This window comes from Azoarcus sp. Soil_N_20 (genome assembly GCF_057656155.1).
This window is the reverse complement of sequence record NZ_JBDGKX010000001.1, coordinates 771,651-785,406: the sequence shown is the minus strand read 5'-3', so window position 1 is coordinate 785,406 and position 13,756 is coordinate 771,651. Positions and strand designations below refer to the sequence as shown.

At 66.6% G+C, this 13,756-nt stretch carries 10 protein-coding genes; 3 read left to right on the top strand and 7 right to left on the bottom strand.

Annotated elements, in window-relative coordinates; genetic code table 11:
* Positions 1 to 21: 21 nt before the first annotated feature.
* Complete coding sequence (locus tag AC3A35_RS03710) at positions 22 to 1,764, bottom strand: PHA/PHB synthase family protein (RefSeq protein ID WP_487434543.1); 1,743 nt, start codon at positions 1,762 to 1,764, stop codon at positions 22 to 24.
* 100 nt (positions 1,765 to 1,864) lie between these two features.
* On the opposite strand from AC3A35_RS03710, the gene AC3A35_RS03705 reads away from it, so the two are divergent.
* Positions 1,865 to 2,083: a hypothetical protein gene (locus tag AC3A35_RS03705; protein ID WP_487434542.1), complete on the top strand. Its 219-nt coding sequence runs from the start codon at positions 1,865 to 1,867 to the stop codon at positions 2,081 to 2,083.
* 33 nt (positions 2,084 to 2,116) lie between these two features.
* Here AC3A35_RS03705 and pgeF read toward each other — a convergent pair whose 3' ends face one another.
* Positions 2,117 to 2,854 (bottom strand): peptidoglycan editing factor PgeF, encoded by a 738-nt coding sequence (pgeF, locus tag AC3A35_RS03700; protein WP_487434541.1) that lies wholly within the window; start codon positions 2,852 to 2,854, stop codon positions 2,117 to 2,119.
* The gene (gene rluD, locus AC3A35_RS03695) at positions 2,842 to 3,813 is read right to left on the bottom strand and encodes a 23S rRNA pseudouridine(1911/1915/1917) synthase RluD (protein WP_487434540.1); all 972 of its coding nucleotides are present in this window, start codon (positions 3,811 to 3,813) and stop codon (positions 2,842 to 2,844) included. Before rluD ends, pgeF begins: the two co-directional genes overlap by 13 nt.
* Before the next feature lie 13 nt (positions 3,814 to 3,826).
* Here rluD and AC3A35_RS03690 point away from each other — a divergent pair, with 13 nt between their 5' ends.
* The gene (locus AC3A35_RS03690; RefSeq protein WP_487434539.1) at positions 3,827 to 4,636 is read left to right on the top strand and encodes an outer membrane protein assembly factor BamD; all 810 of its coding nucleotides are present in this window, start codon (positions 3,827 to 3,829) and stop codon (positions 4,634 to 4,636) included.
* 111 nt (positions 4,637 to 4,747) lie between these two features.
* Here the strand turns inward: AC3A35_RS03690 and AC3A35_RS03685 are convergent, their stop codons facing one another.
* The 4 genes from AC3A35_RS03685 to AC3A35_RS03670 all read right to left on the bottom strand — a co-directional run bounded on the left by AC3A35_RS03685 (position 4,748) and on the right by AC3A35_RS03670 (position 12,974).
* Positions 4,748 to 5,905, bottom strand: a complete 1,158-nt coding sequence (locus AC3A35_RS03685; RefSeq protein ID WP_487434538.1) for an alpha-hydroxy acid oxidase — start codon at positions 5,903 to 5,905, stop codon at positions 4,748 to 4,750.
* A 92-nt stretch (positions 5,906 to 5,997) separates the two neighbouring features.
* Positions 5,998 to 6,918 (bottom strand): LysR substrate-binding domain-containing protein, encoded by a 921-nt coding sequence (locus tag AC3A35_RS03680; RefSeq protein ID WP_487434537.1) that lies wholly within the window; start codon positions 6,916 to 6,918, stop codon positions 5,998 to 6,000.
* Between the two features lie 142 nt (positions 6,919 to 7,060).
* Positions 7,061 to 9,238 carry a malate synthase G gene (locus AC3A35_RS03675; protein WP_487434536.1) on the bottom strand — a complete coding sequence of 726 codons (2,178 nt, stop codon included), beginning with the start codon at positions 9,236 to 9,238 and terminating at the stop codon, positions 7,061 to 7,063.
* Positions 9,239 to 9,368: 130 nt separating this feature from the next.
* A complete protein-coding gene (locus tag AC3A35_RS03670) occupies positions 9,369 to 12,974 on the bottom strand; it encodes an indolepyruvate ferredoxin oxidoreductase family protein (protein WP_487434535.1) in 3,606 nt (1,201 codons plus the stop codon).
* A gap of 213 nt (positions 12,975 to 13,187) precedes the next feature.
* Between AC3A35_RS03670 and AC3A35_RS03665 the strand changes: the two genes are divergently transcribed.
* Positions 13,188 to 13,673, top strand: a complete 486-nt coding sequence (locus AC3A35_RS03665) for an Lrp/AsnC family transcriptional regulator (RefSeq protein ID WP_487434534.1) — start codon at positions 13,188 to 13,190, stop codon at positions 13,671 to 13,673.
* Positions 13,674 to 13,756: the final 83 nt, after the last annotated feature.

Genomic DNA, 13,756 nt, shown 5'->3' with positions numbered 1-13,756 from the left:
TTGATTCAAACAATGCCCGGATCAGGCCTTGTCCTTTACGTAACGTCCGGGGGCGGGCTCGATCGGCGCGTACTTGGCGCTGCCGAGTCGGCCACGTGCGGCCACCTCCTTGCCGCCGTATGCCTTGAGCCATTCGGCCCAATGCACCCACCAGCTACCCTTCTGTTCCACCGCGTGCTCCAGCCACTCGTCGGGGTCAGCTGCCTTCGAAGTGCTGGTCCAGTAGCTGCGACGGTTCTTGGATGCGGGATTGATCGCTCCGGCAATGTGGCCGCTGGCGCCCAGTACGAAAGTCGTCTCGCCGCCCAGCAGGTTGCGCGCCAGATAGGCACTTGCCCATGGAACGATGTGATCCTCGCGCGCGGCCAGCAGGTAGGCCGGAACGTCCACCTTGCCGAGGTCGACCTTCTGCCCGAGCATCTTCAGTTTGCCCGGCACGCGCAGATTGTTCTCGAGATACATGTTGCGCAGATACCAGGTCAGGAACGGCCCCGGCAGATTGGTCGAATCCGAATTCCAGTACAGCAGGTCGAACGCCTGCGGCTTCTTGCCCTTGAGGTAGTTGCCGACCACGTACTGCCACACCAGGTCGTTGGCGCGCAAGAACGAAAATACGTTGGCAAGCTCCTGGCCCTTCAACAGCCCGCCCTTGCCAATCGCCGCTTCGCGAGCGGTCACGCTCGCCTCGTCCACCAGACAGCCGAGCTCGCCGGCATCGGCAAAATCGAGCAGCGTGGTCATCAGGGTAAGACTGGAAACCGGGTCCTCGCCGCGCGCCTTCGCCACTGCAAGCGCAGAACTCAGGATCGTTCCGCCCACGCAGAACCCGAGCACATTGGGTTTCTTGACCCGGGTAACCGAGCGCACCACCTCGAGCGCGATGAGCGGCCCCTTTTCGAGGTAGTCGTCCCAGCCGAACTTCGCCTCGTTCGGGCCGGCGTTCTTCCACGACAGCAGAAACACGGTGATCCCCTGCTCCACGGCAAAGCGCACCAGGGAGTTTTCCGGCTGGAGATCAAGGATGTAGAACTTGTTGATGCACGGCGGCACGATCAGCAACGGTACCTGCGCCACCTTGTCGGTGAGCGGCGAGTACTGGATCAGCTGCATCAATTCGTTCTCGAATATCACCGCCCCGGGCGAAACACCCAGATTGCGGCCGACCTCGAAGGCGGAATCGTCGGTCATCGAGATCCGTCCCTTGTCGAGGTCGGACATCAGATTGCGGATACCCTGGGCGATGCTCTCACCCTTCGTTTCGACCGCGGTCTTGATGAATTCGGGATTGGTTGCGGCAAAGTTGGTCGGCGCCAGCGCATCGACGTACTGCCTGGTCAGGAACTGGATGCGTGACTTGGCGCGTCCGTCGGCAATCGGCATCTCGTCGGCGACCTGCTTCAGGAAGCCGGCGTTGAGCAGGTAGGCCTGGCGAACGTAGTCGAACACCGGGCTCTCCTCCCACTCTGGCGAATTGAAGCGGCGATCGCCCGCTTCGGGCTGTACCACCCGCTCGGCGGGCTCGCCGGCTTTGCGCCCCAGCATCGCCGACCACAGCGTCACATGCTTGGCAGCGAAATCCTGCTGCATCTGCTCGAACGCTTCGGCCTCGGGCAGGGGCAGGCTCGGCGCGGCCACCCCGGAAGAGTCCAGCATCGCCGCGTGCTGCTTTGCCACCATGTCAAAAAAATTCTTCGCCATGTTCTGCCCGGTGAGCAGCATTGCCTGCACGGCAGCGGGTGGCAGTGTGTCATTCGAATCGGACATCAGCCCCTCCTAAGGCTTTGGCGGGCGCTGCCGGCAGCAGCCCCACCGATCAAATCCAGGACTGGCGCAGTCTGCCCTGCGGCAAAGGTAGAATCTCGCCATGTACCTGATCGCAATTGCCTGGCTCTACGTTGCACTGCTCGCGGCGGTGTCGGATGACACCGTTGTCGGAGGTGTGCTCACCTTCATATTCTACGGACTTGCTCCAATGGCCCTGTTCTTGTGGCTGTTCGGCACATCCGCCCGGCGACGTCGCCAACGGGCCCGCGAGGCGGCTGAGGGCCTCAACGATAGAGCCGATTCGGGCGCCGATCAATAGCGAATGGCGCCGGAGACGACCGCATGCGCCGACTCATCGACTCGGCATACGCCAAGCCATTGACGCAAAACGCCCTGTGATCCCGTCACGACGATAGGAATAGAAGCGCTTGTCGTCGCCCACGGTACACACGCCTCCGCCATAGATCCGCGCCACGCCCGCCCGCACCAGCCGGCGGCGCGCCAGCATGAACAGGTCGGCAAGCCATTTGTCGGGATGCTGGTTACCGACAAAGGCCACGGCAGCACCCGGGTCGGCGGCAATGAAGGCGTCCCGCACCTCGGCGCCGACCTCGAAAGCCGTCGGCCCGATCGCCGGACCCAGCCATGCGAGCACGCACTCCGGCGGCACGGCCATCGTCGCCACGGTGGCCTCCAGCACCCCGGCGGCGAGCCCCCGCCAGCCTGCATGTGCAGCCGCGACCACGGTGCCGGAGTCGTCGCAGAACAATACCGGGAGACAGTCTGCCGTCATCACCGAACACACTACGCCCGCCCTGCGCGCGACCGACGCATCGGCCTGATCGACGCCGACTGCGCGATCCGCATCGAGCACTGCCGTACCATGCACCTGGTCGAGCCACACCGGCTCGGCCGGCAGCATGCGGCGGAGTCGTTCGCGGTTGCGGGCCACGGCCTCGGGCACATCGCCCACGTGCATGCCGAGGTTGAAGCTGTCGTACGGGCCCGTGCTGACGCCTCCGCGTCGCGTGGTCACCAGCGCGCGCACATTCGAGGGCGCCGGCCAGTCGGGCACAATCATGTTGGGCATGGTCTGAAGCTCCCGCCAAGGGATTGCAGAAGTGCGCAAAAGTCATCCGGCAAGGGCGCAAACCACTCCATCGGCTGGCCACTCACCGGATGCACCAGACCGAGGCGAAAGGCATGCAGGGCCTGGCGGGGAAAGGCATCGACCGCGGGTGAAACCGGCCGCCGGCCACCGTAGACCGGGTCGCCCACCAGCGGATGCCCGGCGTGTGCCATATGCACCCGGATCTGGTGGGTACGACCGGTCTCCAGCCGGCACTCCACCAGTGTGACCTTGCCCAGCTGTTCGCGCACCACATACCGGGTCAGTGCCGGCCGACCACCGCCAACCACGGCCATCTTCGTACGCTGCGCCGGATGGCGCGCAATCGGTGCATCCACCTCACCCGGCCGCAGCACCTCACCGTGCACCAGCGCGAGATAGTGGCGCTTGACCGTACGTGCCTGCAGCTGGCGGATCAGGTCGGTCTGCGCCGCCAGCGTCTTTGCCACCACCAGCAGGCCACTGGTGTCCTTGTCCAGCCGATGCACGATACCGGCGCGGGGCACTCCGGCCAGCTCCGGCGCATGGTGCAGCAGCGCGTTGAGCAGCGTGCCACTCCAGTTGCCGCTTCCCGGATGCACCACCAGCCCGGCCGGTTTGTCGATGACCAGCAGCGTCGCGTCCTCGAACACGATCGTCAGCGGAATGTCTTCGGCCTGCTCGGCACGCTCCTGCGGCAGCGGCACGGTCTCGATCAGCAGCCGCTCGCCCCCCCAGATCTTGTGCTTGGCATCGGGCGAGCGCCCATCCACCAGAATCAATCCGTCGCGCAACCAGCCCTGGAGGCGGCTGCGCGAGTGCTCCGGAAACAAGCGGGCGAGCGCCTGATCGATGCGCAGGCCGGCGAGTTCCCGCGGAATCGTCAATTCGCTACGCGAGTCCGTGGCTTCCGCTGGGCTATAATCCGTCAGTTCATTCACGCGAGTCTTATCGATGTCCAGGTTCACCTTCGGAAGTTTAGCGGGAAATATCGCCCTGCTCGGCGCCCTTCTGCTTGGCGGCTGCGGCTTGCTGCCCGAACAGATCGACGAAACCGCGGGCTGGAATGCCCAGAAACTCTATTCCGAGGCCAAGGCCTCGATGAGCGAGGGCGGCTACGATCAGGCGATCAAGATGTTCGAGAAGCTCGAGGCGCGCTACCCTTACGGCCGCTTCGCCCAGCAGGCTCAGATCGAAGTCGCCTACGCCTACTACAAGTCGAACGAGCCCGCCCTGGCAATCGCCGCTGCCGATCGCTTCATCAAGCTCCACCCCAACCACCCGCATGTCGACTATGCCTACTATCTGAAGGGTCTGGTCAATTTCAACGAGGATCTCGGCCTGCTCGCCGGCCTGTCCAACCAGGATCTGTCCGAGCGCGACCCGCGTGGCGCGCGTGAAGCCTTCGACACCTTCCGCGAACTGGTCACCCGTTTCCCCGAGAGCCGCTACGCCAACGACGCCAGCCAGCGCATGCAATACCTGGTGAACTCGCTGGCCCAGCACGAGGTCCACGTCGCCCGTTACTACTATCGCCGCGGGGCCTATATTGCCGCCGCCAACCGGGCGCAAACCGCCATCACCACCTATCCGCGCACACCGGCCAACGAAGAGGCACTGTTCCTGCTGGTCAAGAGCTACGATGCCCTCGGCATGACCGATCTGCGCGACGACGCCGACCGCGTGTTGCGCAAGAACTTTCCCGACAGCGTGTATTTTGCCGGCGGACCGAAGGACAGCCGGCCGTGGTGGCAGTTGTGGTGAGCCTCATCGGCTGATCGACGAACAGAGGGCGCCGCTGACCGGGCGCCCTTTTTTCTTGATCGAGGTCGCGGCCCGGATGCTGGCGCCGACACGCCGATCGATGCCAGCGTCCTAGCCCGCCAGCGGATGCGTGCCTGGCACCAGGATGTCGCGCCCCACCTGGCGAATGTCGGTATGCCCGCAGAACGCCATGGTCAGATCCATCTCGCGGCCAATGATCTCGAGGCACTTGCTGACGCCCGCCTCGCCCATGGCACCCAGGCCATAGAGAAAGGGGCGACCGATCAGCGTTCCCTTCGCCCCCAGTGCGACCGCCTTGAGTACATCCTGGCCACTGCGGATACCGCCGTCCATCCACACTTCGATGCGCTCGCCCACCGCGTCGACAATCGCCGGCAAGGCATTGATCGACGACGGCGCCCCATCGAGCTGACGGCCGCCATGGTTGGACACGATCAGCGCATCGGCACCGCTGTCGGCGGCGAGTCGTGCATCCTCCGCGTCCATGATCCCTTTCAGGATCAGCTTGCCGCCCCACAGCCGCTTTACCCACTCCACGTCCGCCCAGCTCAGCGCCGGATCGAACTGCTCGGCGGTCCAGCTCGCCAGCGAGGACATGTCGCCAACGCCTTTCGCATGGCCGACGATGTTGCCGAAGCTGCGCCGCCTGGTGCCCAGCATGCCGAGGCACCAGCGCGGCTTGGTGGCGAGGTTGATCAGGTTGGCTATGGTCGGCCGCGGCGGCGCCGAAAGCCCGTTCTTGAGGTCCTTGTGGCGCTGGCCGAGGATCTGCAGGTCGAGGGTGAGCATCAGCGCCGAGCAGCGCGCGACACGGGCGCGCTCGATCAGGCGTTCGATGAAGCCGCGGTCGCGCATCATATACACCTGAAACCAGAACGGCGCGCCGGTGTGCGCGGCGACGTCCTCGATCGAGCAGATGCTCATCGTCGACAGCGTGAACGGAATGCCGAATTTCTCGGCGGCGCGCGCGGCGAGGATCTCGCCGTCGGCATGCTGCATGCCGGTGAGGCCGGTCGGTGCGATCGCCACCGGCATCGTCACGGCCTGCCCCGCCATTGTGGTGCGCAGGCTGCGCCCTTCCATATTCACCGCCACCCGCTGACGCAGCTTGATCGCATTGAAGTCGCTTTCATTGGCGCGGTAAGTGGTTTCGGTCCACGAGCCGGAATCGGCGTAGTCGTAGAACATCCGCGGTACGCGCTTCTCGGCCAGCTGGCGCAGGTCCTCGATGCAGGTGATGACGCCCATTGCTTGTCTCCGTGTCTTTTCCGGGGGTATCGGGCCTTTGCAGGCAGGCTTCGATAGTCAGCGAAAAGCGGCCGCCCCAGGCGGAGGAATTTTCAACTCCGACCCGAAAGAAGCTCCGCCGCCTCGCGCTCGGCGGCGCGGCTCGTCGCCCGCAGCCAGTCGGCGAAGATCGCGGCCGGCCCTTGCGGCGTGGCGGTGGCAATGTAGTACTGGGTGCGCGCCGGCGCACTGATGCCGAACAGCGGCACGAGCGTACCGGCCTGCAACCACGCACGGGCCAGCGACGGCCGCCCGGGAACCACTCCTTGCCCGCTCGCGGCGGCCTCGAGCAGCAGGCCGAGGTCGACCAGCCGCGGCCCGCTCGCCGGTTCGTCCCGGCGATCGAGCCCGGCAGCCTCGAACAGCGGCAGCCACGACTCGAGCGGAGTGCGCAGCAGCGGCAGCCGGTCGAGATCGGCGCTCCCCTGGAGCGGCCCGAAGGCAGCGAGCAGACCGGGGGCGGCCATCGGCACCACACGGTCGTTCATCAGCACGTCGCCACCGTGCGCGGCGGCATCGCCGTGACGGACTTCGAGCTGGGCGTCGCCGCTGCCCTGATCGAGGTAGGGTACGCTGAGCACAATCTCGAGCTCGATCTGCGGCTGCGCGCGCGTGAACGAGGCAAGCGCGGGGACCAGGATCTGGCGGGCGAAGGTCGGTGGCGCACACACCCGCAGCCGCTCCACCCGTTGCGCCGCCCGCCGGTGCAGCGGCACCGCCGCGAGCAGGGCGAGCGCGGCTCGGACCTGCTCGAGGTACTCCTTGCCCACCGCAGTCAGCCCGAGCGTCTTGCCACCACGGCTCAGCAGGCTGGCGCCGAGCAATTCCTCGACCGTTGCCAGCCGCTTGCCGACGGCGCTCGCAGTGACATTGAGCTCGTCTGCCGCGCGCTCGAAGCTGCCCAGCCGCGCCGCCGCCTCGAAGGCGCGCAGACCGTCGATCGAAGGAAAGCGGATGTCGGAGTTCAAAGGCATGTCGGTATCCGTTTCGGGCCGTCGAATGGCGGAAAGGCTAACACGGGGCAGGTGGCGTCGCGCCTGGCCCGACCCGAGCTCATGGCACAAAAAAGCCGGCCCCGTGGGGCCGGCGTCGGGGCCGGGGCCGGGCTGCCGATGGTCAGCGTTTGCTCTTGAACACCTGACGGTAGTGGTGCAACAGCGGCTCGGTATAACCGCTGGGCTGGACGCAGCCTTCGAAGATCAGGTCGCGCGCGGCACGGAAGGCGGTAGACCCGCCGACGTTCGGCGCCATCGGCCGGTAGGCCGGATCCCCGGCGTTCTGGCCATCCACGACCGCGGCCATGCGGCGCAGGGTTTCCTCGACCTGCTCCGGCGTGACCACGCCGTGACGCAGCCAGTTGGCGATGTGCTGGCTGGAAATGCGCAGCGTGGCGCGGTCTTCCATCAGGCCGACGTTGTTGATGTCGGGCACCTTGGAGCAGCCCACACCCTGCTCGACCCAGCGCACCACGTAACCGAGGATGCCCTGGCAGTTGTTGTCCAGCTCCTGTTGGCGTTCCTCGGCGCTCCACTTGGCCTCGGCCACCACCGGCACGGTGAGCAGGCCGGTGAGCAGCGCGTCGTATTCGGTATCGAGATCGATCTTTTCCAGCTCCTGCTGCACGGCAGTAACGCTTACCTGGTGGTAGTGCAGCGCATGCAGCACCGCGGCGGTGGGCGACGGCACCCAGGCGGTGTTGGCACCGGCCTTCGGGTGGCCGATCTTCTGCTCCAGCATGGCCGCCATCAGGTCGGGCATCGCCCACATGCCCTTGCCGATCTGGGCCTTGCCGCGCAGCCCGCAGGCCAGCCCGACCAGCACGTTGCTGCGCTCGTAGGCCTGGATCCAGGCGCTCGTCTTCATGTCGCCCTTGCGCATCATCGGGCCGGCTTCCATCGCGGTGTGCATCTCGTCGCCAGTGCGGTCGAGGAAGCCGGTGTTGATGAAGGCCACCCGGTTCTTCGCCGCGGCGATGCAGGCCTTGAGGTTGACGCTGGTGCGGCGCTCCTCGTCCATGATCCCCATCTTCATCGTGTAGCGCGGCAGGCCGAGCAGTTCCTCGACACGCCCGAACAGCTCGTCGGCAAAGGCGACCTCGGCCGGACCGTGCATCTTGGGCTTGACGATGTACATGCTGCCGGTGCGCGAATTGCCGCGGCGCGTGCGGTCGTGCAGCGAGATCAGGGTGGTGACCACGGCGTCGAGGATGCCTTCGGGGATCTCGTTGCCCTCGCCGTCGATGATCGCCGGGTTGGTCATCAGGTGGCCGACGTTGCGGATGAACAACAGGGCACGACCGTGGAGACGCAGCGCCGAACCGTCCGCCGCGGTGTATTCGCGGTCGGCATTGAGGCGACGGGTGATCGTCTTGTCGCCCTTGGCCACTTCTTCGGTCAGCGTGCCCTGCATCAGGCCGAGCCAGTTGCGGTACACCACCACCTTGTCTTCGGCGTCGACCGCGGCGATCGAATCCTCGCAGTCCATGATGGTCGACAGCGCCGCTTCCATCAGCAGGTCATTGACGCCGGCGGCGTCGGACTTGCCGATCAGCCCGTTGCGGTCGATCTGGATCTCGATGTGGAGGCCGTTGTTCCGGAGCAGCACCGCGCTCGGCGCCGCGGCATCGCCCTGGTAACCGGCGAGCTTGTCGGCCTGCTGCAGGCCGACCGTGGTGCCGTTCTTCAGCGTCACTGCAAGCGCGCCGCCGACCACCGCGTAGGCGGCGGCATCGACGTGCGAGCCGCCGGCAAGCGGTGCGGCCTGGTCGAGCACCTGACGGGCGAAGGCGATGACCTTCGCCCCGCGTACCGGGTTGTAGCCCTTGGTGATCTCGGCGCCGTCGGCCTGCGGGATGGCGTCGGTGCCGTAGAGCGCGTCGTACAGCGAGCCCCAGCGCGCATTGGCGGCATTCAACGCATAGCGCGCATTCATCACCGGCACCACCAGCTGCGGGCCGGCCTGCGAGGTGATCTCGCTATCGACGTCGGTAGTGTCTACGCTGACTTCGGCCGGCTGCGGCTGCAGGTAACCGATCGACTGCAGGAAGGCACGATAGCCGCCCATGTTGGTAATCGGACCGGGGTGAGCACGGTGCCAGCCGTCGAGCTCGGTCTGCAGCCGGTCGCGCTCGGCCAGCAGATCCCGGTTCTTCGGTGCAAGCTCGTGCACCAGGGTGTCGAAGCCCGCCCAGAAGGCGCCAACATCGACTCCGGTACCCGGCAGCGCTTCGGTTTCAATGAATTGCTTGAGCTCGCTTGCCACCTGCAGGCGCCCACAGTGCACTCGTTCGGTCATGTCTCGGGTTCTCTCGTTGTCGTTGATCTACAGGCTCGCACTACCCGCCCGTGGCCTCGCCGTCGGCACTGCCGGCTGCGATCGCCGCACCAACCCGCAAGGATAAACGCTCGCCGGCCCGGAGGGTAGATCAACGGGACACCACGACCGGAATCGCCTGCAGCGCGTCGCGCCCGCGTGCCGCTTCCATCAGGCGCAAAACCGTGGGTCCTGCGATGAAATCGATTCCCGCGGCATGGGCCAGGGCGCGCTCACGAAGCTTCACGTCGCGCAGATTCGCCAGCTTCACGTGACCGAAGCCCCGGATTCCTTCGGCCAGCGCGGCAAGCTCGATCGCCTGGTCCAGGCTTTCGGCCGCCAGCCGCGGCAGCAGCGCCCGGATCATCTGCGCATAATCCTGCGCCAGCTCACGCTCCATGCGGCGCTCGTCGGTGCGCCCGAAGATGTCCAGCACCGAACCGCGCAAGACCTTGCCGCGCGCCAGCAGCCGCAGCAAGGGCAGCAGCCGCGGCCCGAACTCCATCTTGCGCGGGCGCCCATCGGGGCCGGGACGGGCGAGCAGCGGCGGCGCCATGTGGAAGCGCAGGCTGAAATTCCCCTCGAACTGGCGCTGCAGGTCGGTTTCGAACTGGCCGTCGGTGTACAGCCGGGCCACCTCGTACTCGTCCTTGATCGCCAGCAGGCGGCCATACACCCGCGCGACGGTCGCAGTCAGGCGCAAGGGTGTGCCCGCGCCCACGAGGCGACGCTCGGTGGCCTCGGTCTGATCCACCAGCGCCCGGTAGCGCGCGGCATAGGCGGCGTTCTGGTAGGCCGTGAGGTGGCGGACATGGCGCTCGACCACGGCAGCGAGGTCCTCTTCCTGGTGCTCGAACCCGGTCTCGACCGCAGTACCCGCCAGCGCATCGAGCGCCTGCGGATCGGCCGCGGCCAGCCGCCCCAGACTGAACGCGGTCAGGTTGTTCGCCACCGCCACGCCATTGAGTTCGATCGCACGCGCCAGCGCCTCCAGCGACACCGGCACCAGCCCGAGTTGCCAGGCAAACCCGAGCAGCAGGATGTTGGCGCCGATGGTGTCGCCGAGCAGGCGCGTCGACAGGGCCTGGGCATCGCAGGTCTGCAGCTGGCCGTCGCCGGCGGCGAAGCGGATCTTGTCGAGCAGCGCATCGACGTGGAGATTGGCGCCGGGGTCGAGCACGAACTTCGCGGTCTGGATCTCGTGCAGGTTGGCGACCACCCGGGTGCGACCGTGCTTGATCGTCTGCAGCGCATCGTTGCTCGCCCCAACCACCAGATCGCAGGCGATCAGCGCATCGGCCTGCTGGGTGTCGATCCGCACCTGATTGAGCGCCGCCGGAGTGCTCGCCAGGCGGACGAAGGACAAGACCTGGCCGCCCTTCTGCGCAAAGCCCATGAAGTCGAGCACCGAGGCCGACTTGCCTTCCAGGTGCGCGGCCATCGTCACCAGCGCGCCCACCGTGACCACGCCGGTACCGCCCACGCCGGTCACCAGCAGGTCGTAGGGCCCGGCCCAGTCGTGCATCGCCGGCTGCGGCAATGCGGCCACGCAGGCAGCGAGCCGGGCCTCGTCGAAGGCCGCGCCCACCGCCTTGCGCACCTTGCCGCCGATCACCGACACGAAGCTCGGGCAGAAGCCGCCGACGCAGGAGTAGTCCTTGTTGCACGAGGACTGGTCGATCATCCGCTTGCGCCCGAACGGGGTGTCGAGCGGGATGATGGACAGGCAGTTCGACTGCTTGCCACAATCACCGCAGCCCTCGCACACCGCGGCGTTGATGAACACCCGGCGATCCGGGTCGGGGTAGGCCTTCTTCTTCCTCCGCCGGCGCTTTTCGGCGGCGCAGGTCTGGTCGTAGATCAGCACGGTGACGCCTTTGACCTCGCGCAGCTCGCGCTGCACCGCGTCGAGTTCGCTGCGGTGGTGGAAGCTCGTACCGCGCGGGAACAGGCCCTCGTGGCCGTCGTATTTTTCCGGCTCGTCGCTGACCACCACCACCCGACGCGCGCCCTCGGCCTCGACCTGGCGCGCGATCCCGTCCACGGTCACAGTGCCGTCCACCGGCTGGCCGCCGGTCATCGCCACCGCGTCGTTGTACAGGATCTTGTAGGTCACGTTGGTGGCGGCGGCGATCGCCTGGCGGATGGCGAGGAAGCCGGAGTGGAAGTAGGTGCCGTCGCCGAGGTTCTGGAACACGTGCGGGGTGCGGGTAAAGCCCGAATGCGCCACCCAGTCCACGCCCTCGCCGCCCATCTGGATCAGGCCGGTGGTTTCGCGGTCGGGCATCCACGAGGCCATGAAGTGACAGCCGATCCCGGCCTGCGCATGCGAACCCTCGGGCACGCGGGTCGAGGTGTTGTGCGGACAGCCGGAGCAGAAATACGGCACCCGGCGCACCCCGTCGGCCACGTTCGACAGCAGTTGCGGCGCGGTGAAATCGATCACGTGCTCGCGCCGGTCGAGCGGCGGGCGATGCGCGGCCAGCCACTCGGCGATCACCGGCATCACTCGCGATGGGCGCAATTCGCCCAGCGCCGACAGCAGCGGCGCGCCACACCGTCCGGTCTTGCCGATCACCGCCGGGCGTGCGCCGGCGTCCAGGTTGTAGAACAGGTTCTTGATCTGCTGCTCGACCACCGGGCCCTTCTCCTCGACCACCAGGATCTCCTTCAGGTCACTGGCGAAGTCGTGCATCCGCCCGGTCTCGAGCGGGAAGCTCAGCCCCACCTTGTACAGGCGGATGCCGTTGGCCTCGAGGTCGGCCACTCCGAGGCCGAGCCGGCGCAGGGCCTCGAGCAGGTCGAGGTGGGCCTTGCCGCAGGTGACGATGCCGATGTCCGCCTGCGCCGCCGGACAGACCAGGCGGTCGATCGAATTCGCCCGGGCGAAGGCGCGCACCGCATCGAGCTTGGCCGCGAGGCGCTGCTCGATGACCAGGCTGGGGAGGTCCGGCCAGCGGTAGTGCAGGCCGCCCGGCGGCGGAGTGAACTCGACCGACGCGTCGAATCGCACCCGGATCGCATCGAGATCGACGGTCGAGCCGCTCTCCACGGTCTCCGAAATCGCCTTGAGTCCGACCCAGCACCCCGAGAAGCGCGACAGCGCCCAGCCGTACAGACCGAACTCGATCATCTCGGCCACGTTGGCCGGGTTGAGCACCGGCAGACCCCAGGCCTGCAGGGTGAAATCGCTCTGGTGCGGCATCGACGATGACACGCAGCCGTGGTCGTCGCCGATCACCGCGAGCACACCGCCATGCTTTGATGCCCCGTAGGCATTGCCGTGGCGCAGCGCATCGCCGGCGCGGTCCACCCCCGGCCCCTTGCCGTACCAGATCGCGAACACACCATCGACGGTGCGTTCTGCATCGCCCTCGACCTGTTGCGAACCGAGCACCGCGGTAGCGCCGAGTTCCTCATTGACCGCGGGCAGGAAGCGGATCCGATGGGCGTCGAGCTGCGCCTTGGCCTTCCACAGTTGCTGGTCATACGCCCCCAGCGGCGAACCGCGATAGCCGCTGATGAAGCCGCCGGTGTTCAGCCCCGCGGCCTGGTCCAGCATCGCCTGCATCAGCGGCAGGCGGACCAGCGCCTGGGTCCCGGTCAGGAACACCTGTCCACGCCCCGCTTCGAGATTGTCGGCGAGGCGATAGTCGCTGCGGATGGCGGGCGACCGCAGCACATCACGCATTTCACTCGTCTGGATGAGCGAGTTCATTGGTTTGTCTCCTGTTGTGGCCCGGCCCGCTGTCACGGCGGCCGAGATGGCTTTTTAAGTGCTTCGATCCGTCCGCAGGAGATTGGCTCCCGGCGGTCCGATCGGCAGGAAGATCGTAGGCCGATCCGCGCCCACGATGCGTGCGTTGTTCACACGGATTTGATGTTCTGACGCACAATTCGCGCATCAAATTGCCCAAACATGCACGAGACCATGACCGAACTGGACAAATTCGATCTTCAGCTACTTTCCGAGCTGCAGCACGATGGCCACGCCTCCAACGCCGTGCTGGCCGACCGCATACACCTGTCGGCCTCACAGGTCAGCCGCCGGGTGCAGCGACTGGAACAGGCGGGCTTCATCGAGCGCTACGTGGCCCTGCTCCGCCCGGCGGCGGTCGGCCTCGGCGTGACCGCCTTCGTCAACGTGTCGCTCGAGCGCCACGGCGAGGTGCTGACCGATTCGTTCGACGAGGCGGTGCGCGACATGGACGAAGTGCTCGACTGTTTTGCGGTCAGTGGCGAAGCGGACTACCTGCTGCGCGTGCTCACCCCCACCCTGCCGGCGCTCTCCGACTTCCTGCTCCACCGCCTGATGCGGATTGCGGGTGTGCGCAGCGTGAAGTCGAGCATCGCGCTGAACGAGGTCAAACGCACCACCCGCTTGCCGCTCGATCATCTGCGCGGCACGCCCCGTTAAAAAGTACTGAAGAATCCGCGCGCGACGCCGATATGATCTGCACCCGTGACCGCACCCCATAACGACTGCCGTCCAGAGCAGCG

Bases quoted from the DNA above. Each gene is read 5' to 3' on its own strand.
- AC3A35_RS03710 (WP_487434543.1), bottom strand. From the start codon at position 1,764: ATGTCCGATTCGAATGACACACTGCCACCCGCTGCCGTGCAGGCAATG.
- AC3A35_RS03705 (WP_487434542.1), top strand. From the start codon at position 1,865: ATGTACCTGATCGCAATTGCCTGGCTCTACGTTGCACTGCTCGCGGCG.
- pgeF (WP_487434541.1), bottom strand. From the start codon at position 2,854: ATGCCCAACATGATTGTGCCCGACTGGCCGGCGCCCTCGAATGTGCGC.
- AC3A35_RS03690 (WP_487434539.1), top strand. From the start codon at position 3,827: ATGTCCAGGTTCACCTTCGGAAGTTTAGCGGGAAATATCGCCCTGCTC.
- AC3A35_RS03685 (WP_487434538.1), bottom strand. From the start codon at position 5,905: ATGGGCGTCATCACCTGCATCGAGGACCTGCGCCAGCTGGCCGAGAAG.
- AC3A35_RS03680 (WP_487434537.1), bottom strand. From the start codon at position 6,918: ATGCCTTTGAACTCCGACATCCGCTTTCCTTCGATCGACGGTCTGCGC.
- AC3A35_RS03675 (WP_487434536.1), bottom strand. From the start codon at position 9,238: ATGACCGAACGAGTGCACTGTGGGCGCCTGCAGGTGGCAAGCGAGCTC.
- AC3A35_RS03670 (WP_487434535.1), bottom strand. From the start codon at position 12,974: ATGAACTCGCTCATCCAGACGAGTGAAATGCGTGATGTGCTGCGGTCG.
- AC3A35_RS03665 (WP_487434534.1), top strand. From the start codon at position 13,188: ATGACCGAACTGGACAAATTCGATCTTCAGCTACTTTCCGAGCTGCAG.